The 21,550-nt window shown below is 70.5% G+C and carries 19 protein-coding genes; 9 read left to right on the forward strand and 10 right to left on the reverse strand.

The features are described 5' to 3' along the window. The first annotated feature begins 152 nt into the window (after nt 1-152). Together AC1HFH_RS09860 and AC1HFH_RS09865 are read left to right on the forward strand one after the other, a co-directional pair. Nucleotides 153-1,388 carry an acetoin utilization protein AcuC gene (locus tag AC1HFH_RS09860; protein ID WP_480247126.1) on the forward strand — a complete coding sequence of 412 codons (1,236 nt, stop codon included), beginning with the start codon at nt 153-155 and terminating at the stop codon, nt 1,386-1,388. Continuing rightward, nucleotides 1,381-4,176 carry a bifunctional acetate--CoA ligase family protein/GNAT family N-acetyltransferase gene (locus tag AC1HFH_RS09865; RefSeq protein WP_480247127.1) on the forward strand — a complete coding sequence of 932 codons (2,796 nt, stop codon included), beginning with the start codon at nt 1,381-1,383 and terminating at the stop codon, nt 4,174-4,176. The genes AC1HFH_RS09860 and AC1HFH_RS09865 overlap by 8 nt, the downstream gene beginning before the upstream one ends. Before the next feature lie 115 nt (nt 4,177-4,291). On the opposite strand, the gene AC1HFH_RS09870 is transcribed toward AC1HFH_RS09865, so the two are convergent. The 3 genes from AC1HFH_RS09870 to AC1HFH_RS09880 all read right to left on the reverse strand — a co-directional run bounded on the left by AC1HFH_RS09870 (nt 4,292) and on the right by AC1HFH_RS09880 (nt 7,340). After that, nucleotides 4,292-5,263: a sigma-70 family RNA polymerase sigma factor gene (locus tag AC1HFH_RS09870; RefSeq protein WP_480247128.1), complete on the reverse strand. Its 972-nt coding sequence runs from the start codon at nt 5,261-5,263 to the stop codon at nt 4,292-4,294. A 145-nt stretch (nt 5,264-5,408) separates the two neighbouring features. Beyond that, complete coding sequence (locus AC1HFH_RS09875; RefSeq protein WP_480247129.1) at nt 5,409-6,935, reverse strand: DUF7782 domain-containing protein; 1,527 nt, start codon at nt 6,933-6,935, stop codon at nt 5,409-5,411. A gap of 45 nt (nt 6,936-6,980) precedes the next feature. Continuing rightward, nucleotides 6,981-7,340 carry a DUF3099 domain-containing protein gene (locus tag AC1HFH_RS09880; protein WP_480247801.1) on the reverse strand — a complete coding sequence of 120 codons (360 nt, stop codon included), beginning with the start codon at nt 7,338-7,340 and terminating at the stop codon, nt 6,981-6,983. Nucleotides 7,341-7,517: 177 nt separating this feature from the next. Here AC1HFH_RS09880 and AC1HFH_RS09885 point away from each other — a divergent pair, with 177 nt between their 5' ends. Beyond that, nucleotides 7,518-7,754, forward strand: coding sequence for a DUF3039 domain-containing protein (locus AC1HFH_RS09885; protein WP_480247130.1), 237 nt, complete (start codon nt 7,518-7,520; stop codon nt 7,752-7,754). Here AC1HFH_RS09885 and AC1HFH_RS09890 read toward each other — a convergent pair. After that, nucleotides 7,727-8,737: a YihY/virulence factor BrkB family protein gene (locus AC1HFH_RS09890; RefSeq protein ID WP_480247802.1), complete on the reverse strand. Its 1,011-nt coding sequence runs from the start codon at nt 8,735-8,737 to the stop codon at nt 7,727-7,729. The two genes, AC1HFH_RS09885 and AC1HFH_RS09890, sit on opposite strands and share 28 nt — an antisense overlap. A 376-nt stretch (nt 8,738-9,113) precedes the next feature. Between AC1HFH_RS09890 and AC1HFH_RS09895 the strand changes: the two genes are divergently transcribed. After that, nucleotides 9,114-10,859, forward strand: coding sequence for a DEAD/DEAH box helicase (locus tag AC1HFH_RS09895; protein ID WP_480247803.1), 1,746 nt, complete (start codon nt 9,114-9,116; stop codon nt 10,857-10,859). Nucleotides 10,860-10,869: 10 nt separating this feature from the next. On the opposite strand, the gene AC1HFH_RS09900 is transcribed toward AC1HFH_RS09895, so the two are convergent. Then, nucleotides 10,870-11,478, reverse strand: a complete 609-nt coding sequence (locus AC1HFH_RS09900) for a hypothetical protein (RefSeq protein WP_480247131.1) — start codon at nt 11,476-11,478, stop codon at nt 10,870-10,872. Then, nucleotides 11,471-13,225 carry a DEAD/DEAH box helicase gene (locus AC1HFH_RS09905; RefSeq protein WP_480247804.1) on the reverse strand — a complete coding sequence of 585 codons (1,755 nt, stop codon included), beginning with the start codon at nt 13,223-13,225 and terminating at the stop codon, nt 11,471-11,473. Before AC1HFH_RS09905 ends, AC1HFH_RS09900 begins: the two co-directional genes overlap by 8 nt. A 120-nt stretch (nt 13,226-13,345) precedes the next feature. Here AC1HFH_RS09905 and AC1HFH_RS09910 point away from each other — a divergent pair, with 120 nt between their 5' ends. Then, a complete protein-coding gene (locus tag AC1HFH_RS09910) occupies nt 13,346-14,119 on the forward strand; it encodes a TetR/AcrR family transcriptional regulator (protein ID WP_480247132.1) in 774 nt (257 codons plus the stop codon). A gap of 96 nt (nt 14,120-14,215) precedes the next feature. Here the strand turns inward: AC1HFH_RS09910 and AC1HFH_RS09915 are convergent, their stop codons facing one another. Further along, complete coding sequence (locus AC1HFH_RS09915; RefSeq protein WP_480247133.1) at nt 14,216-14,410, reverse strand: DUF7455 domain-containing protein; 195 nt, start codon at nt 14,408-14,410, stop codon at nt 14,216-14,218. Nucleotides 14,411-14,806: 396 nt separating this feature from the next. Here AC1HFH_RS09915 and AC1HFH_RS09920 point away from each other — a divergent pair, with 396 nt between their 5' ends. The 3 genes from AC1HFH_RS09920 (at nt 14,807) to AC1HFH_RS09930 (ending at nt 16,945) form a co-directional block, all read left to right on the forward strand. Next, a complete protein-coding gene (locus AC1HFH_RS09920; protein ID WP_480247134.1) occupies nt 14,807-15,187 on the forward strand; it encodes a DUF952 domain-containing protein in 381 nt (126 codons plus the stop codon). An 89-nt stretch (nt 15,188-15,276) separates the two neighbouring features. Further along, a complete protein-coding gene (locus tag AC1HFH_RS09925) occupies nt 15,277-15,759 on the forward strand; it encodes a cation:proton antiporter regulatory subunit (RefSeq protein ID WP_480247135.1) in 483 nt (160 codons plus the stop codon). Between the two features lie 7 nt (nt 15,760-15,766). Further along, nucleotides 15,767-16,945 (forward strand): cation:proton antiporter, encoded by a 1,179-nt coding sequence (locus tag AC1HFH_RS09930; protein ID WP_480247136.1) that lies wholly within the window; start codon nt 15,767-15,769, stop codon nt 16,943-16,945. Between the two features lie 9 nt (nt 16,946-16,954). Here AC1HFH_RS09930 and AC1HFH_RS09935 read toward each other — a convergent pair whose 3' ends face one another. The 3 genes from AC1HFH_RS09935 to ppgK all read right to left on the reverse strand — a co-directional run bounded on the left by AC1HFH_RS09935 (nt 16,955) and on the right by ppgK (nt 20,526). Further along, entirely contained in the window at nt 16,955-17,914 is a 960-nt protein-coding gene (locus tag AC1HFH_RS09935; protein WP_480247137.1) for an MHYT domain-containing protein, read from the reverse strand. Nucleotides 17,915-18,138: 224 nt separating this feature from the next. Then, nucleotides 18,139-19,482, reverse strand: coding sequence for an RNA polymerase sigma factor (locus AC1HFH_RS09940; protein ID WP_480247138.1), 1,344 nt, complete (start codon nt 19,480-19,482; stop codon nt 18,139-18,141). Nucleotides 19,483-19,767: 285 nt separating this feature from the next. After that, complete coding sequence (ppgK, locus tag AC1HFH_RS09945; protein ID WP_480247139.1) at nt 19,768-20,526, reverse strand: polyphosphate--glucose phosphotransferase; 759 nt, start codon at nt 20,524-20,526, stop codon at nt 19,768-19,770. 127 nt (nt 20,527-20,653) lie between these two features. Between ppgK and AC1HFH_RS09950 the strand changes: the two genes are divergently transcribed. After that, nucleotides 20,654-21,547: an inositol monophosphatase family protein gene (locus tag AC1HFH_RS09950; RefSeq protein ID WP_480247140.1), complete on the forward strand. Its 894-nt coding sequence runs from the start codon at nt 20,654-20,656 to the stop codon at nt 21,545-21,547. The last annotated feature ends 3 nt before the right edge of the window (nt 21,548-21,550 follow it).

Here is a 21,550-nt window from a genome sequence, read left to right on the forward strand (position 1 = left end):
TCCGGGTGCCGCACCTGCCACCACCGAGGGCGTGTCGGCGCGCGCGGCGTGTGGATACGGCGCCCGGCGACGTACGGTGGACGTCACCGGAGATATTTCTAGTGCATGTCAACGCCGACCGGGTGGTGCAGCTTCCCAGTAGCGTGGCGTTCATGAGCATCCCGTCGCGCAGCCCGGTGCCGGGCACCGTGGTGTGGTCCGATCGGTTTCTCGACTATGCGTGGACGCCCGAGCATCCGATGAAACCGGCGCGACTGCAGTACACCATGGCGCTGGCGCGCAGCCTGGGCGTGCTCGACGGGATCGAGGTACTGGCGCCCGCCGCGGCCGAACGGGCGGACCTGCTCCGGGTGCATACGCCCGGTTATGTATCGGCCGTCGAGCGGGCGAGCCCCGGGGCGCCGGTCGATCCGGCATCCGGCCTGGGTACGGCGGACAACCCGGTGTTCCCGCAGATGCACGAGGCGGCCTCGACCGTGGTCGGCGGCACGCTGGCCGCCGCCCGGGAGATCGCGGCGGGCCGGACCCGGCGCGCGGTGAGCATCGGTGGCGGGATGCATCATGCGATGGCCGGCGCGGCATCCGGATTCTGCATCTACAACGACGCTGCCATCGCGATCTCCTGGTTGCTCGACCACGGCTTCGACCGGATCGCCTACCTGGATATCGATGTGCACCACGGCGACGGTGTGCAGGCCGCTTTCTACGCCGATCCCCGGGTGCTGACCGTGTCGATCCATCAGCATCCGGCGACCCTGTGGCCCGGCACCGGGTGGCCGGCCGAGACCGGCGTCGGGGCCGCCGAGGGGACCGCGGTGAACCTGCCGGTTCTGCCGGGCACCCGGGATGCCCAGTGGCTGCGCGGATTCCACGCCGTCGTCCCGGGTGCGGTCGCCGCCTTCCGGCCGCAGATCGTGGTCGGTCAATGTGGTGTCGACACCCACCGGGAGGATCCGCTCGCCGACCTGGAACTGACCGTCGATGGACAGCGGGCGGCCTTCCTCGCGATGCGCGAGCTCGCCGACCGGTATGCCGAGGGACGCTGGCTGGCCGTCGGCGGCGGCGGATACGGCGTGGTCCGAGTCGTCCCGCGGGCCTGGACGCATCTGCTGGCCGTGGCCCTGGACCGGCCGCTGCCGCCGGACACCGCGATCCCGGCGGACTGGGCCGCGCAGGTACGGCGGGCGGCACCCCGGGTCCGGATGCCGGAGACGATGGGGGACGGTGGCGAGGTCGGCTACCGGGCATGGGACGGGCCGGGCGGGACGCCGGACATCGGGGATCCGGCCGAGGTGGCGGCCGAACGCGCCATCGACACTGCGGTGCTGGCCACCCGCCGGGCGAGCTTCGGCCTGCTCGGCCTGGACCCGGAGGATCCCCGTGACTGAACCCGGACTCCCCGACACCCCGGACTGCCCGGCGGATCCACCCGAACCGCCGCAGCACTGGTTCGCCGATGTCCTGGCCTCGGACGGGCGGGTGGTGCGGTTGCGGCCGATCACCCCGGCGGATGCGGATGCGCTGCAGCAGTTCCACGCCGGGCTGTCCGAACGCACTCGTTACCTGCGGTATTTCGGTCCGTATCCACGGATCACCCCGAAGGACCTCTACCGCACCACCCATGTCGACCATCGGGACCGGGTCGGCCTGGTCGCGTTGCTGGGTGGCGACATCATCGGTGTCGGCCGATACGAACTGCTGGACCGGCCCGGACCGCGTTCGGCCGAGGTCGCGTTCGTCGTGGCCGACGAGCACCAGGGGCGGGGCCTGGGCTCGGTGCTGCTCGAACATCTGGCGGGTGCGGCGGCCGAGAACGATATCGCCACTTTCGTGGCCGAGGTGTTGGCCGAGAACACCACCATGGTGATGGTGTTCCGGGAGGCCGGCTATCAGGTGCAGCGCAGCCGGGACGGTGCCGAACTGCATCTGGAATTCGCCATCGACCCGAGCGAGGCGTTGCTCTCGGTGCGGCAGGCCCGGGAGGCGGCCTCGGAGGCCCGCAGCGTCGGCAATCTGCTGGCCCCGGACTCGGTGGCGGTGATCGGCGCGACCCCGGACACCGGCCGGGTCGGCGGGGCGGTGCTGGCGAATCTGCTGGCCGGTGGCTTCACCGGGCCGGTCTTCCCGGTCAACCCGGGCCATCGGTCGATGCGTGGCGTTCGCGCCTATCCGACGGTCCGGGATATTCCGGACCCGGTGGACCTGGCGGTGGTTGCCGTGCCGCCGCCGGCGATCGGTTCGGTGATGGACGACTGCCTCGCCAAAGGGGTACGCGGGCTGGTCGTCCTCACCGCAGGATTCGGCGAGACCGGACCGGCCGGGCTCGCCGCCGAACAGGAACTGATTGCGATGGCTCGCGGCCACGGCATGCGGGTGGTCGGGCCGAATGCGCTGGGAATTGCGAACACCGACCCGGCCGTCGGACTGAACGCCACGCTGGCGCCGGTGCTGCCGGGGCGCGGCCGGATCGGGTTCTTCTGCCAGTCCGGGCCGCTCGGGGTGGCGATCCTGGGAGAAGCCGCGGCCCGCAACCTCGGTCTGTCCGCCTTCGTCTCGGCCGGGAACCGGGCCGATGTATCCGGCAACGACCTCCTGCAGTATTGGGATGCGGCCGCCGATACCGAGGTGATCCTGCTCTATCTGGAGAGTTTCGGGAATCCGCGCAAATTCTCGCGACTGGCCCGGCGGGTGGCCCGGCGCACGCCGATCGTCGCGGTGAGCAGCGGCCGGGCCGCGGCCGGTGACCGGCCTGCCGGCGACCTCGACCGCAGCATCGTGCGTGATCTGTTCGCCCAGTCCGGAATCGTGCAGGTCGACTCGATCTCCGAGTTGTTCGACTGTGCGGCGTTACTGGCCCATCAGCCACTGCCGGCCGGCCCTCGGGTGGCGGTGATCGGGGACAGCGCGGCCCTCAACTGGCTGGCTGTGGATGCCGCGCGGGCCGAAGGGCTGGTGGTCCGCCGGCCCGGCGCCGTCGGACGCGGCCCCGGGGCTCGGCCCACCGAACACGCCGGTCCGGGGGAGCTCGCGCCCGTGCCGGCGGCACCGGTGGATCTCGGGCCGCAGGCGACTCCGGCCGACTACCGCGAGGCGGTCGCGGCAGCACTGCACGACGACGCAATCGACGCGCTGCTGGTGGTCGTCGCCCCGCCGGTACCGCAGCCGATGAGCGGATTCGCCGCGGCACTTCGGGCGGCGGCGAGTGCGGCGCGTGCCGGGAAACCGATCGTGACGACCTTCGTCGCCGAGGCCGGCATACCCGGCGACCTCGCGGTGCCCGGGGCCGGGTCGCCGGCGCGTGGCTCCGTCCCGTCCTACCCGGACCCCGAGCGGGCCGCCCGAGCTCTGGGCCGGGTGCATCGGTACGCGCGCTGGCGGGAACGGCCGGTCTCACCAATCGTCCGGCCGCCCGGAATCGACGCCGCGCGGGCAGGGCGGCTGGTGCACGAATGGCTTGCCGAGTCCGGGCCGCGCTGGCTGACCGACCTGGAGACCGTACGCCTTCTGGGGTGCTACGGCATCGATGTCGTCGAGTTCCGGGAGGTCGGTGACGTCGAGGCCGCCGTCGTCGCCGCCGCCGAGCTCGGGTATCCGGTCGCGGCGAAGGCCACCGGCGAGCTGTGGCGACGGCGTCCCGATCTGGTCGGGGTGCGGCTGGACCTGTGGCATCCCGAAGCCGTCCGGCAGGCGTATTCGGATCTGGTCCGGGTCTGCGGTGATCCGGTGCTGCACATTCAGCGAATGGCACCGAAAGGCGTCGGATGTGTGCTGCGGGTCACCGACGACCCGGCATTCGGGTCGGTGATCGGCTTCGGTCTGTCCGGAACCATCATCGAGCTGCTCGGTGATCGGGCCTACCGGGCGCTGCCGCTGACCGCGGACGAAGCCGCCGAGCTGATCGGTGCGCCACGGGCAGCGCCACTGCTGCCCGGCGCACCGGAATCCGGCGGGCAGCCCTCGTCGCGGGCGGCCCTGATCGAGCTGGCCGAGCGGATCTCGGCGCTGTTCGACGATCTGCCGCTGATCCGGGAACTGTCCTGTGACCCGGTTCTGGCGGCAGCCGATTCGGCATCGATTCTGTATGCCCGGGCGCGGATCGGGCCCGAACCGACCCGCTTCGACACCGGGCCGCGCCGGCTGGGTGTCACTGTCGGAGGGTCGCCGTCTACCGGTTGACGGTCCGCAAATACCGAACGCCGACCGGTTCGCGCGACTCGGGAGGGGGCCGGTCGCGCGGACACCGGTCGGCGTCGGAGGTGACCGCCGCTGGCGATCACCGGGTCGGATGCGCTCAGGCGCCGGCGTAGGCCCGCAGCCGGTCCGCTCGCTCGCCCTTGCGCAGCTTGGACATCACTTCACGCTCGATCTGCCGGACCCGCTCGCGGGACAGGCCGAACAGCTTGCCGATCTGGTCCAGGGTGCGCGGCTGCCCGTCGTCCAGGCCGAAACGCAACCGGATGACCTGCTGTTCCCGCTCGTCGAGGGTTGCCAGCACGCTACGCACATCGTGGTGCAGCAGTCCGGCGATGACGGCGGTCTCGGCCGAGGTGGCCTCGGAGTCCTCGATGAAATCGCCCAGCGGGGCTTCCTCGTCGTTGCCGACCGGCATGTCCAGGCTCACCGGGTCCCGGCTGTGGTCGAGCAGATCGGCGATCTTCTCGACCGGGATACCGGACTCGGCGGCCAGTTCGGCATCGGTCGCTTCCCGGCCGAGCTGCTGGTGCAGTTCCCGCTTGATCCGGGCCAGCTTGTTGACCTGCTCGACGAGGTGCACCGGGAGCCGGATGGTGCGGCTCTGATCGGCCATACCGCGGGTGATGGCCTGTCGGATCCACCAGGTGGCATAGGTGGAGAACTTGAAGCCCTTGGCGTAGTCGAACTTCTCCATGGCGCGGATCAGGCCCAGGTTGCCCTCCTGGATCAGGTCCAGCAGCGGCATACCGCGACCGGTGTAGCGCTTGGCGAGGGAGACGACCAGGCGCAGGTTGGCCTCGAGCAGATGTGACCGCGCGGAGCGGCCCTCCCGGACGATGACCGCCAGATCGCGCTTGCGAGCCGCGGAGAGCCGCTTACCGGTCTCCAGCAGATGCTGCGCATACAGGCCCGCCTCGATGCGCTTCGCCAGTTCCACCTCGTCGGCGGCCGTGAGCAGCGCGGTACGGCCGATCCCGTTGAGGTACACACGTACCAGGTCGGCGGCGGGGCTCTGGGCGTCGAGATCGGAATCGGTGGCGCGCACACGAGTTGTGGCGGGGCTTGTCATGACTTGCCTCCTGTCGGTGGTGTCTCACTCCGATCAACGGGCCCGACAGTAGGAAAGTTCCCGTTCCGCGATCCGGTAAACCGCTCTGAGCTGCGGTTTTTGTGCGGTGCTTCTGAGAAGTTCCTGAGAAGGCGACGCCGGATCGCTACTGCGGAACCGGCTCGACCAGTCCGTGCCGGACCAGTGCGCTCACCACCGACAGGGCATCCGCGGCGAACTCCGGACCGGCCTCGGGTGCGCCGTCGGCGAGGGCGAGCAACTCGATCAGTTCGTACAACGTCAGACCGTCCGGTCTCATTCCGGCGACCAGGGCCGCAGTCGATTCGTCCACTTCGTGCTGCCACCGGGGGCCGTCACCGCGGTGCATCCGGGTGACCTGCCGATCCCAGCCGTCCGCACTCGGCAGATACACCCGTTCCAGTGCGGTGGTCGCCCGCGGCCGGAACCGCGAGTTCCATGCCAGGCCGGGGTCGGCGGCGGCCGCCCGCAGCCAGCGCGAGCGACGGAAGTATTCGATCGCCTCGTCGCCGAGCGGATCCGTGAACTCGTGCGTGAGATCCTCCGCCAGCAGTTCGGTCGGGCCGTCGATCGCCTGCAGATAGACGAAGCCGAAGCCGATCCCCTCGACCTCTGCGTCGGCGAAGGCATCGAGCCACCGTTCGGCCCGGTCCTGTGCGGCCGGGTCGCGCGGATCCAGTCCGGCGTCGCGGAGCCAGGTGCCGACGTAGAGGGCGGGGTCGGCGATATCGCGCTGCACCACCCATGCGTCGATACCGTGCGCGGGCAGCCAGGACGCCACCCGGGCCCGCCAGTCCCGGTCGGCCGCATGCACCCAGGCGGCCAGCATCGCGGCGGTGCCGCCGGGCGCGAGGAACTCCGGCGCCCGGGACACGACGAGCTCGCTGGCGCCGTCGAGCGCCAGCCCGGAGTCCCGATAGATGTGCTCGACCCGGGCCGGTCCGACCACGAACGGCGGGTTGGCCACCACCCGGTCGAACCGGCGCCCGGCGACCGGCTCGAACCACGAGCCCTCGAGCAGTTCGATATCGAGCTCGTTGAGTGCCGCGTTGGCCTCGGCCAGCCATAGCGCCCGCCGGTTCACATCGGTGCCGGTCACCCGCTGTCCGTACTCGGCCGCGTGGATCGCCTGGACCCCGCATCCGGTACCCAGGTCCAGGACGGTGCCGGCCGGGGTGGCCGGGGTGGCGCGCAGCAGCGACAGGGAGGCATGGCCGACGCCGAGCACATGGTCGGCGCCGATGGTGCGCCGGCGCATCGATTCGTCCGGATCGGACAGGATCCAGCGGGTACCCGCCCCGGCGTCCAGTGGTCGCAGGTCCAGTGCTGCCCGGACCCGGTCACCGGATCGTTCCAGCAGGCCCGCCGCGACGGCGTCGTCGGTCCGGACGGGCGCCAGGGCTGTGCCCACCTCGGTCTCGGGCAGTGCGTCGCCCAGCAGGAACAGCCGCACCAGGGTGCCCAGCGGCCCGGCGGTCCGGGCCGCGCGCCGCACCGGAACCGGTTCGGACCGGGCCAGGGCGCCGTGGGCTTCGGGGCCCAGCGCCGCCGGGAGGGTATCGGCGTCGTAGCCGGCCCGGATCAGGGCGCTTCGCAGGTCCGGGCACAGCGCGGCCAGCGGTGAACCGGTGGATGTCGCAGCGTTCGTAGGCACCCGATCACTCTGCCACCCGCGCCTGCCCGGCGGGCCGGAGGCGGGTCAGCCCTCGACGGCGCGGTGGTTTCCGGACTCCAGGGCGACCTGGTTGCGCCGGCCGTCCCATCGGGAGGGTTCGTCCTTGCTGCGGGGTGGCCGGTCGTTGGCGATGAGCACCGCGATCCAGGGCAACGGCACCGAGGCGGCGATGATCAGGATCGCGATCAGGGGGTTGCCCAGGGCCGCGTAGGCGATCGCGGCCAAGACCAGGCAGGGGATCCGGAAGCCCATGATGATCATGTACCGCCGGACCCGGGCACGGTGCTGATCGTCGAGGGACGGGGCCGCCTCGGTGATCAGGGCGGGGTGTCGGTGGTCACTACCCGGGAAGTAGCCTTGCGAACGCGTTGCGGAGACGGGCATGACCACTTCGGATTCTGGACCGGTGGGCTCGTCGGCGCCGGGGATGTCGCCGTACTGCTGCATACTTCGAGTCTCCCACTCGGGGCGGGCGAGCGCACACCCCGGACCCCGGCGCGGCCGGTCCGTCCCCGGGACATGCCGTGCGCGTCCGTGCGCCGATGGGGCATCATGGAGGGCGTGAGTACAGACACTCTGGTCCGCCCGGACACCGACACCGACGAGACGACCGGCGACGACGTCCCCAAGTTCTTCCACTACGTGAAGAAGGACCGGATCGCCGAGAGCGCCGTGATGGGCACCGTGGTGGTCGCCCTGTGTGGCGAGGTGTTCCCGGTGACCCGTTCCCCGAAGCCCGGTTCTCCGGTGTGCCCGGAGTGCAAGAAGGTCTACGAGGGTTTGCGCAAGGGCGACTGAGCCGGTTCGGCGACGGCGTCCGCGGTCTCGGTGGCGAGCGCCGTGCGGTCGTCGTACGGCGGCATGCCGCGGACCTGACTGCTCAGCCAGTGCTTGACCTGGTCGATGCGGGTGCTGCGGGCCGGCCAGAATTCCTGGACGGCTGCGTTGAACTCGGCGCCCAGGATCACCGCGAAGCCGAGGAAATAGGTGAAGAGCAGGAACGCGATCGGCGTGGCCAGTGCGCCGTAGCTCACCCCGGTGGCGGTGATCGTGGCCAGATAGCGGCGCAGCAGCACACTGGCCGCCATGAAGAACGCCCCGGCCACCAGTGCGCCGAGGAACAGCCGATGCCAGGGCAGCCAGCGGTGCAGTGCCACCTTGTACAGCGTGGTCAGGGCGCCGATCAGCAGCAGCCCGGTGATCGGGTAGTAGAAGCCGTCGATCAACCGGAGTCCGGGTTCTCGCCATTCGTCGGGCAGCACCCGGCCGATCAGGTCCGGGCCGAGCGCCACGACCGGCAGGATGAACACGGCCGCCACCAGGAACTGCACGTACAGCAGCAGGGCGAAGATTCGCTGCCACACCGGATGCCGGGCGTCCTGCTGATCGTGGGCGTCGACGATGGCGTCGACGAAGGTCGACATGGCCGACGAGCCGGCCCACAGGGTGAGCACGAATCCGAACGAGACCACCGCACCGCGGCCCCGGCCCAGGACGTCGTCGACGGTCGGCTCGATCAGATCGCTGACCACCTGGGGGCTGAACAGTTCCCGGCTGAACGTGATGATCTTCGATTCCACGATCGCGACGGTGTCCGGGCCGAACCAGCCGCCCACATAGCCGAGGCTGCCGAGCAGGGCGAGCAGGAGCGGCGGCAGCGACAGGGTCTGCCAGAAGGCCGCCGATGCGGATTTCGAGAAGATCGAGTCGTCCCAGCTCTTCACGGCGACTCGCCAGAGCAGCCGGCGAGCCGTGCTCACGGTGTGGCGGGCGCGGCGCATCGGCCCGCCCTCGGCCGCGGCCGAACGGGCCGGGGCGTCGTCGACCGCCGGGCCGGTGCGTTCGGTACCGGCCCGGGGTGGTTGCCCGGCGTCCGCTGGGCTGTTCGGTTTCTCACACATGCTGCCTTTCAGCATCCCGCAGCAGGATAGCCGGTCCGTCGCCGGCCGGTCGGTGTGTCCGGCTGCCGCCGGGGGTGGCAGCGAGCGGAAACGGCCGGTCCGGCCGGTTCGCCCGCCGCCGGTGGCCCGGCCCGCGGCGGCGTTGCCGGTCGGGGACCGCGGTCCGGACACGGCGACGCGACACATCGGGGACAGTGGCGGCGGGCGGGGCCGGGCCGCTACTGTCTTCTGCGTGAGTGGGTCGGGAGGCGCCGCGGTGGCGGGAGATGCGGGCACGCCGGGCGGAACGGCGAAGCAGGCAGCAGGCGGAGCCCTCCGGACATGGCAGCGCCGGGCGCTGACCAAGTACCTGGCCACCAAGCCCCGCGACTTCCTCGCGGTGGCCACGCCGGGTGCCGGTAAGACCACCTTCGCCCTGCGGATTGCCGCAGAGTTGCTGGCCGACCGCACCGTCGATCAGGTGACGGTGGTCGCGCCGACCGAACACCTCAAACACCAGTGGGCCGAATCCGCCGCGCGGACGGGGATCGCTCTGGACTCCCGGTTCTCCAACAGCACCGGTGGCACCTCGGGCGACTACCACGGCGTGGTCGTGACTTACGCGCAGGTCGCCGCACATCCGACCCGGCACCGGGTGCGCACGGAGAACCGCCGCACCTTGGTGATCCTCGACGAGATCCATCACGCGGGTGACGCCAAGAGCTGGGGTGAGGCCACCGAGGAGGCCTTCGGTGACGCCACCCGCCGGCTCGCGCTGACCGGCACCCCGTTCCGCAGCGACGACTCGAAGATCCCGTTCGTCACCTACGAACCCGACGAGGCCGGGCTGCCCCGGTCCCGGGCCGACCACAGTTACGGCTACGCCGAGGCACTGGCCGACGGGGTCGTCCGGCCGGTGGTGTTCCTGGCCTATTCCGGGGACGCGCACTGGCGGGATTCGGCGGGCGAGGAGCACACCGCCCGGCTGGGGGAGCCGCTGAACGCCGAACAGACCGCCCGGGCCTGGCGCACGGCGCTGGATCCGGCCGGCGACTGGATCTCGAAGGTGCTGTATGCCGCGGACACCCGCCTCCGGCAGCTGCGCTCGTCCGGTATGCCGGACGCGGGCGGCCTGGTGATCGCGACCGATCAGGAACGGGCCCGCGACTATGCCGAGCTGCTGACCCATATCAGCGGCGAACGTCCGGCCCTGGTGCTCTCCGACGATCCCACCTCCTCGCAGCGGATTGCCGAGTTCAGCCGCAGCACCCAGCCGTGGATGGTGGCGGTGCGCATGGTGTCCGAGGGGGTGGACGTGCCCCGGCTGGCGGTCGGCGTGTACGCGACCAGCGCCTCGACGCCGCTGTATTTCGCTCAGGCCATCGGCCGGTTCGTCCGTGCGCGCCGCCCGGGGGAGTCGGCGAGCGTGTTCCTGCCGTCGGTGCCGGTGCTGCTGGACTTGGCGGCGCAACTGGAACTGCAGCGCGATCACGTCATCGGCAAACCGCACCGGGAGAAGAACGGCCTCGACGACGAGCTGCTCACCGAGGCGAACAAGCAGCAGGACGAGCCCGGTGAGGAGGAGAAGAAGTTCGTCGCGCTCGCCGCGGACGCCGAACTCGATCAGGTGATCTACGACGGTGACACCTTCGGCACCGCCACCGTGGCCGGCAGTGCCGAGGAAGCCGACTATCTGGGCATCCCGGGCCTGCTCGATGCCGAGCAGATGCGCACCCTGCTCCGCGAACGGCAGACCAAGCAGGTCACCGAGCGCAGCGCCGCGGCGGCGGCCGCGGTACCGGCCCCGCAGGTGGCCGCCGCGGCCGAGCGGGTGGCGACCGCCGACCGGCTGGCCGAGCTGCGCCGGGAACTGAACAGCCTGGTCGCCATGCACCACCACCGCACCGGCAAACCGCACGGGGTGATCCACGGTGAGCTGCGCCGGGAATGCGGCGGCCCGCCGACCGCACTCGCCTCCGCCGATCAGCTCAGCGAGCGGATCGCCACCCTGCGCCGCCGGTGACCCGCCCCGGCTACCGTGGGCCGGTCCCGGTGGCTCGGGCCACGGGCGTGACTCGCCCGGCAGGGTCGGCACCGAAGTAGTCCGCCGGGTCGAGCGCGCTGATCGGCACCCAGCGTGGTGGTTCGGCGGAATCCGCCGCATCGGACGGTGCGGCCTGGAAGTAGCCCTGTAGTTCGAGTGCGAGGCGGGGGCGTTCGTCCACCATCCGGGCCACGGTGTAGTAGGTCGCCAGCACGTGCAGACATCGCGTTCTTCGTGCCGGACAGGAACAGTCGGTGCCCGCGAGCACCGGCGCGATGTCGATACCGGCCGCGCGCAGCGCTGCGCGGTCGTCGTCGGTGTAGGCCACCGGATCGCCGATGACCTCCCGCACGGCCGCGATCCGGGTGCGGGTGAGCGGCGCGAGTTCGAGGTGGGTCACCGAGGCCTGACCACCCCGATGGAGGTGCGCGCGGACGATCCGGTCCTCGACGGCTGCCTGGACTCCGTCGTTGCGGGCGATGCTGCGAGCGCGTGGCAGCAGCGGTTCCGGCCGGGTCTGCCGGAGTGGTTCGGCCAGCCGCACCCAGTCCATCCCCCATGCGGTGTAGCCGAATTCGCGGTCCGGTGAATCAGGCACGTTCCTCCTCCCGTTTGCGGCGCAGGATCTCGATCAGCTGGTCGTCGTCGAGCCGGGCCAGCGCCTCGATACCGGCACTGTCGCCGAGATCGGTGAGGGCCGACTTCCGGTCGTGCATACCGGCGATGTGCTCCTCGACGGTGCCGGCCGAGGTCAATGTGGTGACGGTGACGGTGCGGGTCTGCCCGATCCGATGCACCCGATCCGATGCCTGCGCCTCCACCGCCGGGTTCCACCAGCGGTCGAAGTGGATCACATCGGCCGCTCGGGTCAGCGTGAGTCCGGTCCCGGCTGCCCGCAGGCTGAGCACCAACAGCGGTGGCGTATCGCCGGATTGGAACCCGGTGACGATGGCGGCGCGTTCGGCCTGGGACAGGCCGCCGTGGAAGAACGGCGCCCGGATCCCGAACTGTTCGGCCAGCTGGCGGACCAGCAGGTCACCCGTCTCCCGGTACTGCGTGAAGATCAGCGTCGGCGCGTCGGCCGCCAGGTTCGATGCGACGATATCGGTGCACAGGTCGAGTTTGCCGGAACGGCCGGAGAGTTCGGTGAGGTCACCGGTGACCAGTCCCGGATGGTTACAGGCCTTCTTCAACGCGGTGAGTGCGGCCAGGACCCGGCCGTGCCGCTGGACGCCGCTGCCGAACCCGTCCGCCACGGCTCGGTCGAGCAGCCGGTCGTAGAGCTGCTGCTGTTCCTCGGTCGGGTCGCACAGCAGGTCGGTTCGGATCTTGGCCGGTAGTGTCGCGGCGACCTGGGCCTTCTTCCGGGCCAGGAGCACCGGTTCGACGGCGTCGCGCAGACGGGTGGCCGCAGCCGTCGATCCCTCGTGGATCGGCCGGGCGAACCGGCGCCGGAACTGGGTGCGGTGTCCGAAGAGTCGCGGTGCGGTCAGATTCAGCAACGCCCACAGCTCCTCCAGGTGATTCTCCACCGGGGTCCCGGTCAACGCCACGGTCGCCCGAGCAGGGAGCGCCCGGGCCGCCTTCGCCACCTGTGTCCGTGGGTTCTTCAACGCCTGCGCCTCGTCGAAGACGGCGGTCTGCCATCCGATCTCGGCCAGCGCCGCGCCGTGCAGCCGCAACATCGGGTACCCGGTGACGACAACGGTGCCCGGCTCGGCCGATTCGGACGCACCGCGCGGTCCCCGCCAGACGATGGGCCGCAGTTCCGGGGCGAATCGGTGGATCTCGTGTACCCAGTTGCCGACCAGTGAGGTCGGGCAGATCACGAGCTGGGCGCCGTCGGTCCGGCCGGCCATGAATCCGATGGCCTGCAATGTCTTGCCGAGCCCCATCTCGTCGGCCAGCACCGCCCCGCCGTGGGCGGCGACCGTTTCGTGTAGCCAGCCGACCCCGCGGGCCTGATAGGGCCGCAGCTCGGCGGTCAGCTTCGTCGCGAGTTCGGTGGCGACCGCGCGGGTGTCGCGCAGCGTTCGCAGGGCCCGGTCCGCCGAGACGATCGATGTCCCGGCGGCGTCGGGTACGGCGTGCGCGGCGGCCGGGAGCACCTGGTCGATGTCGGAGCCGGACAGGGCGGATCGCCATGCCTCGAGTGAGCCACCCGGTGTCGCTCCGGCCGGTGCAGTGGCGAGTTCATCGGGGGAGACGACCAGGCAGTCGACCTCTGTGACGGCGATCTCCCCGGTGGTGGCGGTCGGTACGGCCAGGGGCAGGGTAGCGTATCGGCCCGGCCCGGTGGGTGGTGTGCCGACGGCGTGTCCGGTCCAGGTCCAGAGTGCGAACATGTGCCGGTCGGGCAGGTAGGTGGCCTGTGTGCTGGGCAGCGTGGACTCCCGGTTTCCTCGTATGCTGTACGTGGTATCGAAAACAACGTACAACGTACCGCGTTTCTTCCGAGGAGGCATGTGAGCACGAACACCGACGCCGGCCGGGCGCGGCGCCTGCTGGAGCTGCTGTGGCGGCACGAACGGCCGCTCCCGTCCGGCAGCCGGGGGCCGAAGCCGGCGCTCAGTGTCGACGAGGTGGTCGCGGCTGCCGTGGGCCTGGCCGACCGCGAGGGGATCGATCGGGTGTCGATCCGGACGGTGGCCGGCGAGCTGGGCCTGCGGCCGATGAGCCTGTACACGTATGTCCCGAGCAAGGACATCCTGCTCGCCCTGATGGTCGATGCGGTGGCTGCCGCCGATGCGCCGATCCCGGCGGATGCGCCGGTACGGGAGCGGATGGCCGCCATCGCGGTCGGGGTGCGGACCGAGCTGATCGCCCATCCGTGGCTGCTGGAGGTGTCGTCGTGGCGGCAGGTGCTGGGCCCGGGCCGGATGCGCCGCTACGAACGGCAGTTGGCCGCCCTGGCGGGTACCGGACTACCGGACGTCCTGATGGATCGGGTGGTCACGGTGCTGACGGAATTCGCCACCGGTAACGCCCGCACCGTGGTGGCGGCCACGCGCGCCACGGCCGAGACGACCGATGCCGACTGGTGGGCCGTGTACGGTCCGCAGCTCACCGACCTCATGCCCGCCGCGGAGTTTCCCCTGGCGAGCCGGGTGGGTGCCCGGGTGGGGGAGCGGTATCAGGCGCCCGGTGACCCGGAGGGTGCATTCGACTACGGCCTGGCCCGGCTGCTGGACGGCATCCTGGAGAACAGGCCGGATGCGGCGGGCCGGGCGACGGACTGATTCCGTCCGGCGGGACGCCGACGGCGGACGACCTGTGGGTCGCCCGCCGTCGGGGATTCGGTTATCGGATGCTGTTGTGTCGGACGCGAGGAGTGGTCAGAGCGCGGGCGCCGATTCCGTGTCGATCTCGGCTTCGAGTTCGCGCAGGCGATCCATGTGTTCGTTCGCGTGATGCTGGCAGAAGAGCAACTCGCCACCGGCGGGAAGTACGGCACGCACTCGGGCAGCCGCCCCGCACCGGTCGCAACGATCGACCGCGGTCAGTGGGGTGCTGGTCAGGGTTCCTGGCATGACTCCTCCGTCCTGGCTCACCGGCCGCTGTGGCCGTTCACCTGGTGTGGGGCCCCGTGGTTACTCCGCGGGACTCGCTCCGCTACTTCCCAGCAGTGGTACGACTACTCTGTCAGACGTTCGGCGTTCAGGCTTTGTTCCCGGATCCGAATCTTTGTGTTCTCGCTAACACGACCTGCGGTTTCGCTGTGGGCGAACGTCGTAGGACGATCTGCGGTCATCGGCCGGTCACCTCCGTTCCGCCTGCACTCTCACCTCCTGAGGAGCCGTCACTCACTATCGTGTCGCTCGCTGGGGGGTTGCTCGTTACGGTGGGACCGAAACGAGGCCCGTCCGGCGCAGCGATGCCGAGGGAGCCGCACGATACCGGTGCCGGATCCGCCGCCCGTCCGAACAATGTTGTCCACTGGGAGATTACCCGTGTCACACCCCGCTCACACCCTTGTTCACCTGTGTTCTGCCGAGCAGTGGCGAACGGCGCAGGTCGCCGGCTCGCTGCGGCCCGAATCGTTGCCGGAACACGGTTTCGTGCACCTGTCCGAGCCGGGCCAGGTGCACATCCCGGCGAATCTGCTCTTCGCCGGGCGCTGCGATCTGGTACTCCTGCACGTCGACCCGGGTCGGCTGACCGCACCGCTGCGCTGGGAACCGGGGGTGCCGCCCGCGCCGGGACAGCTGTTCCCGCATCTGTACGGGCCACTGCCGGTGGCGGCGGTGGTGGCCGTACAGGACTACCGGCCGGGGACCGACGGCACCTTCGCACCATTGTCCGCGTGATCAGGGGTTTCGGTGGCCGACAGGCCTCGTTGGACGTGCGGAAGTGGCGCGGCGCACATCGCCGGTGGACCGGCGGTTAGGCTGGAAGTGTGAACGTCGATGTCACCGCACTACCGGGGATCGGGGTGCGTAAAGATTTCGAGGTCCGATCGGGACGCCGGATCGGGGTGGTCGCCCACCGCGACGGCGATATCGACCTGATCGTGTCGAAGCTCGAAGACCCCGATGCCTGTGCGGCTCAGATCCCCCTGTCCACCGATGAAGCCGCGGTCCTGGCGAATCTGCTGGGCGCACCGCAGCTGGTCGCCAGACTCAACGACGACCACCGTGATCTACCCGGTATCACCACGCGACAGCTGGCGATCGGCGAGGATTCGCCGTACGCGAGCCGAACCCTCGGCGAGACCGCGATGCGTACGCGCACCAAGGCCTCGATCGTCGCCGTGATGCGTGCCGGCCAGCTGAATCCGTCACCGGGCCCGGATTTCACCTTCACCGTGGGTGATCTGCTCGTGGTGGTCGGCACGCCGGAAGGATTGGACGCCGCCGCGAAGCTCCTCGTCAACGGCTGAGATCCCGGTGACCGCCACCGCGCTCGCACTGCTCGAGCTCGGCGCGCTCCTTTTCGCGCTGGGGCTGTGCGGGCGGGTGGCGGGCCGGATGGGGATGTCGCCGATCCCGCTGTACCTGCTGGGCGGTCTGGCGCTCGGCGAAGGCGGTCTGGTCGAACTCGAGGCCTCCGAGGAGTTCGGGCACCTCGCCGGTGAGATCGGTGTGGTGCTGCTGCTGTTGCTGCTGGGGCTGGAGTACACCGCTCCCGAACTGATGACGGGGATGCGCCGGTCCTGGCCGGCCGGACTGCTGGACATCGTGGCCAATGCGGCGCCCGGGGTGCTGGTGGCGCTGTTGCTCGGCTGGGGGCCGATGGGAGCGGTGGTACTGGGCGGGGTGACCTATATCTCGTCCTCGGGGATCGTGGCGAAAGTACTCGACGATCTGGGCCGGCTGGGTAACCGGGAAACCCCGGTCGTGTTGTCGATCCTGGTGTTCGAGGATCTGGCGATGGCGGGATATCTGCCGATTCTGGTGATGCTGCTGGCCGGCCTGAGTCTGCTGCAGGGACTGGTGTCGCTGGCGGTGGCGCTGCTGGCGATCTCGGTGGTGCTGGTGGCCGCCCTCCGGTACGGACGGGCGATCTCGGCGATCCTGGACAGTTCGGACCGTGAGGTGTTCCTGCTGCAGTTGCTGGGTGCGGCACTCCTGGTCGCCGGGCTGGCCTCGATGCTCAACATCTCCGCCGCCGTCGGGGCTTTCCTACTGGGGATCGCGATCTCCGGATCCACGGCGAGCGAGGCGGTGAAGGTGCTGGAACCGCTGCGGGATCTGTTCGCCGCCCTGTTCTTCGTCGCCTTCGGAATCACCACCGACCCCACCGCCATTCCGCCGGTGCTGGGGTGGGCGATCGTGCTCGCGGTGGTCACCACGGTCACCAAGGTGGCCGTCGGCTGGTGGGCCGCCGGGCGGCAGGGGATCCGCCGCGGCGGCCGGGCCCGGGCCGGGGCCGCGCTGGTGGCCCGTGGCGAATTCTCCATCGTCATCGCGGGTTTGGCGGTAGGTTACGGCCGGGTGGACGGGGAACTGGCCGCGCTGGCGTCGGCGTATGTGCTGTTGATGGCGATCATCGGCCCGATTGCCGCCCGCGTCGTCGAGCCGGTTCTCGTCCGGTTCCCGGAGCGCGGCCGTGCCGCGACCGGGTGACCGGATCCGCTACGTGATGGGCAGTCTGGGCCAGGATCCGGTGGTGGTGGTATCCAGCGGTGGCTGGGGGGATACCCGGGTCGGTACGGCCGCCGGTACGGGTGGCCGGCCGGGCTCCGGATCGGCTGCCGTGCTCGGCGTGCCGGTAGCGGGCACGGTAGCGACGTGCCCGGGTGCCGCCGGGGCCGCATCCGTGGCGCGGCCGGCCCGATGCCGGGCGTGCAGCAGCATCCGGGGCCGGGTGGCGGGGCCCTCGACCTCGGTCAGGCTGACGCTGATCAGCACGAGCATCGTCACCACACTGCAGCCGCCGATGAGTGGCGCCAGCAGTTGCATGGCGTCCGCGCCACCCGGCGCCTGCGCTGCGTGTCCGGAGTGGGCTCGCATCGCGGCCATCCCGGTGTAGTGCATACCGCAGACGGCCACACCCATGGTCAGCGCGGCACCCGCGATGGTGAGCAGCCGATCGGTGCGCAGTGAGAACCACAGCGCCACAACGGAGGCCACGACCGCGATAACCAGCGACAGCAGCACCAGACCCGGGTCGTAGTCGATCCGCGCCGAGGTCCGCATCGCGTACATGCCCAGGTAGTGCATGGTGCCCACGCCGAGTCCGGTGATCGCTCCGGCCGAGACCAGCGAGGCCAGCGTCGGTTGCGGACGATCGACGAGATACAGGCCGATGCCGACGACCACCATCGCGGTGATCGCGCTGAGCAGCGTGAGCGGAATGTTGTACCGGATCTCGGCGCCACGGATGGAGAAGCCGAGCATCGCGATGAAGTGCATGACCCAGATTCCGGTGCCGCCGATGGCGACGGCGGCACCGATCAGCCAGCCGATCCGGCCCTGGGTACCGGCCCGGGCGCGGGCCGCACATTGCAGGCCGAGCAGGCAGCCGGTGACGGACATGAAGTAGGCGAGGACAGGTGTGAGCCACCCGTAACTGAAGTGATGGATTTCGAGCACGCCGAGCAAGACTTTCGATGCGGTACCGCGGCCGGCGACGGTAGAACCTGTTGAGCACCGGTGACCTTACGCGGCCGGAGCAAATCTGAAGCACACTTCTCCGCATCGTGTCCTGTGTATTCGATCACTGTGCAGTTGCTGTTCGATTGCTGTTCGCCGGAGCGGCAACGAAAACGGCCCGGCCCCGCGCATGGCGGGACCGGGCCGGTACCTGGGCGTGCAGGTCAGTCCAGGTAGTCGCGCAGTACCTGCGAGCGGCTCGGATGCCGCAGCTTGCTCATGGTCTTGGACTCGATCTGGCGGATACGTTCCCGCGTGACGCCGTAGACCTGGCCGATCTCGTCGAGGGTGCGCGGCTGGCCGTCGGTGAGGCCGAAGCGCAGCCGGACCACGCCCGCCTCTCGCTCGGACAGCGTTTCCAGCACCGACTGCAGCTGGTCCTGCAGCAGCGTGAAACTGACCGCGTCCACCGCGACGACGGCCTCGGAGTCCTCGATGAAATCGCCGAGCTGGCTGTCGCCCTCGTCGCCGATGGTCTGGTCCAGCGAGATCGGCTCGCGAGCGTACTGCTGGATCTCGAGCACCTTCTCCGGCGTGATGTCCATTTCCTTGGCGAGCTCCTCCGGGGTGGGCTCGCGGCCCAGGTCCTGGAGCAGCTCACGCTGGATGCGGCCGAGCTTGTTGATCACCTCGACCATGTGCACCGGGATGCGGATGGTGCGGGCCTGGTCGGCCATCGCGCGGGTGATCGCCTGCCGGATCCACCAGGTGGCGTAGGTGGAGAACTTGTAGCCCTTGGTGTAGTCGAACTTCTCCACCGCGCGGATCAGGCCCAGGTTGCCTTCCTGGATCAGATCGAGGAAGGCCATACCGCGGCCGGTGTAGCGCTTGGCGAGGGAGACCACCAGACGCAGGTTCGCTTCGAGCAGGTGGTTCTTCGCGCGATTGCCGTCGCGGATGATCCAGTTGAAATCGCGCCGGGTGGTGACCGGCAGTTTCTCGCCCTGCTCGGCGAACTCGCGCATTTTCTCCACCGCGTACAGGCCGGCCTCGATCCGCTTGGCGAGTTCGACCTCCTCCTCGGCGTTGAGCAGCGCCACCTTGCCGATCTGCTTGAGATAGGCGCGCACCGAGTCGGCGGAGGCGGTGAGTTCGGCGTCCTTGCGGGCCTGCCGCAGGGCCTCGGATTCCTCCTCGTCCCAGACGAAGTCGCCGGAGGCCTTGTCGGCCGCCGACGGCTCCTCGGTGGCCGCCTCGTCGGTCTCGGCGAGGTCGGCTTCGGACACCTCCAGGTCGCCGAGGTCGGCGACCTCCATCGATTCTTCGTCGAGCTTGTCCGCACCACCACCCGCGGCGGCCGTGGCCTTCTTGGCCGCCGCCTTCTTGGCAGTGGTCTTCTTGGCCGCCTTCTTTGCCGGAGCCTTCTTGGCAGCAGTCTTCTTCGCCGCAGTCTTCTTCGCGGCCGCCTTCTTGGCAGGGGCCTTACGAGCCACCTTCTTTGCCGGTGTGGCTGCTGCGGAGTCGGCGTCGGCCGAGTCGGCGGTCTGACGGGTATTCGTGGCTACCACGTACGCCCTTTCGTGACTGTCTCGTGCGGCGTCACGCCAGAGTGGTCTTCCGGCGGAGCGGTCTGTCGGGGTGTCGCCGGCGAACTGCCGACGGGGTCGACCGGCCGGTTCCGGTGGTCGGGGTGCCCGGCCGGACGCGAATCGCGTGCCCGGCCGGAGGCGGGTGTCGGTTCACCGGCTCGCCGCCGGACGTGTTCCATTGTAACGATCCCACCAGGGTACCCACGCAGTGTCCGATCACCTCGGCTTCGGTACCGCGTGTTCGGGCCGGTCGCCGTGCCGGGATCAGGGCGCGATGCCCGCATCGACGGCCATCGCGGCGCCGACGATCCCGGCGGTGTTCCGCAACTCCGCCGGTACCACCGGGGTGCGGTTGGTGAGCAGCGGAATCCATTGGGCCGCATCACGGCTGATGCCGCCACCGGCGACCACCACGGTCGGCCAGAACAGGTTCTCCAGGACCGTAAGTACGGTGCTCACCTCGGCCGCCCACTCCTGGTAACTCATGGCGCGGCGATCCTTCACCGAGGCCGCCGCCCGGTGCTCGGCCTCGATCCCGTCGATCGTCAGATGGCCGAGTTCCGAATTCGGGACCAGGGTGCCGTGCATCAGCAGCGCCGAGCCGATCCCGGTGCCGAAGGTGAGCATCAGCACCAGGCCGCGCAGGTCCCGGGCGGCGCCGTACCGATCCTCGGCCAGGCCTGCGGCGTCCGCATCGTTGAGGACGGTGACGGCCCGGCCGTCCAATGCGTCGGAGAACAGCCCGCGGGTGTCGGTCCCGATCCAGCCCTTGTCGATGTTGGCGGCGGTGCGGGCGTAGCCGTCCAGGACCACACACGGCATGGTGAGGCCGACCGGGCCGGTCCAGCCCGCCGTAGCGACGAGTTCGGCCACTGCATCGGCGACGGCCTTCGGGGTGGCCGGCCGCGGCGTGGGGATCTTGATCCGCTCGTGCAGCAGTTCCCCGGTGGCCAGGTCCACGGCGGCGCCTTTCACGCCGCTGCCCCCGATATCGATTCCGAATGCGTGCCCCCGAGCGGACATGGTCAACCCCTCGTTCTGCGTACCGGCCGTTGTGATCGACAAGACTAAACCGGTGCCGGTGTCGCCGCGGCACCGGCGGCCCGGTGGCGGCGGTGCGCAGCGGCACGATCTGTGGTGCGATGGGCGGGTGCCAGAATCCACGGTTTCCGCCTCCGCCGTCACCGTGCACGGTGACGAAGACGACCTCCGTTCGATCGCCGTCGAGCTGGCCGAAGTCGCGGCCGAGCTGGTCCGGACCCGGCGGCGCGAGGTCTTCGACACCGCCGGCCCGGCCGCCGGCGAGGTCCGCACGAAGGGGCATCCGACCGATCCGGTGACCGTCGTCGACACCGAGTCCGAGCAGTTGATCCGGGAGTTGCTCGCGCGCCGCCGCCCCGGTGACGCCGTTCTCGGCGAGGAGGGCGGCGGCGACGCCGCCGGTGCGACAGCGGACACCGTCACCTGGGTCGTCGATCCGATCGACGGCACCGTGAATTTCCTGTACGGCCTGCCCGGCTACGCGGTCTCGGTGGCCGCGGTGCGCTCCGGCCATCCGGTGGCCGGCGCCGTAGTCGATGTGGCCGCGGAGGTCACCTACAGCGCTGCCCGCGGCGGCGGGGCGCGGATGCAGGCCCACGGCGGGACCCGCGAGCTGGCCTGCAGCCGGGCCGAATCGGTGGAGCTGGCGCTGGTGGGCACCGGGTTCGCCTACGGGCGGGAGCGCCGCGCCCGGCAGGCCGAGCTGGTCGGGCGGATTCTGCCGGAGGTCCGCGACATCCGCCGGCTGGGCGCGGCCGCCGCCGACCTGTGCCTGGTGGCCGCCGGTCGGCTGGACGCCTTCTACGAGCACGGGCTCAACGCCTGGGACTGGGCGGCCGGTGCGTTGATCGCCGCCGAGGCGGGCGCGGTCGTCCGGGTGCCCTCGATCACCACCACCGGGGCAGCCGGCTGCCTGACCGTGGCCGCCGCGCCCGGGGTGGCCGGGGAATTCGAACGGCTGCTCGACCGGACCGGAGCCGCCGCCGCGCTCCCCGAGGCGTGATCC

The sequence above is a fragment of the Nocardia sp. KT25-26 genome (assembly GCF_056627695.1).

Coding starts and splice junctions, on each gene's coding strand:
- AC1HFH_RS09860 (WP_480247126.1), top strand. CDS start 153: ATGAGCATCCCGTCGCGCAGCCCGGTGCCGGGCACCGTGGTGTGGTCC.
- AC1HFH_RS09870 (WP_480247128.1), bottom strand. CDS start 5,263: ATGACAAGCCCCGCCACAACTCGTGTGCGCGCCACCGATTCCGATCTC.
- AC1HFH_RS09880 (WP_480247801.1), bottom strand. CDS start 7,340: ATGCCCGTCTCCGCAACGCGTTCGCAAGGCTACTTCCCGGGTAGTGAC.
- AC1HFH_RS09890 (WP_480247802.1), bottom strand. CDS start 8,737: ATGCGCCGCGCCCGCCACACCGTGAGCACGGCTCGCCGGCTGCTCTGG.
- AC1HFH_RS09905 (WP_480247804.1), bottom strand. CDS start 13,225: ATGTTCGCACTCTGGACCTGGACCGGACACGCCGTCGGCACACCACCC.
- AC1HFH_RS09915 (WP_480247133.1), bottom strand. CDS start 14,410: ATGCCAGGAACCCTGACCAGCACCCCACTGACCGCGGTCGATCGTTGC.
- AC1HFH_RS09920 (WP_480247134.1), top strand. CDS start 14,807: ATGTTGTCCACTGGGAGATTACCCGTGTCACACCCCGCTCACACCCTT.
- ppgK (WP_480247139.1), bottom strand. CDS start 20,526: ATGTCCGCTCGGGGGCACGCATTCGGAATCGATATCGGGGGCAGCGGC.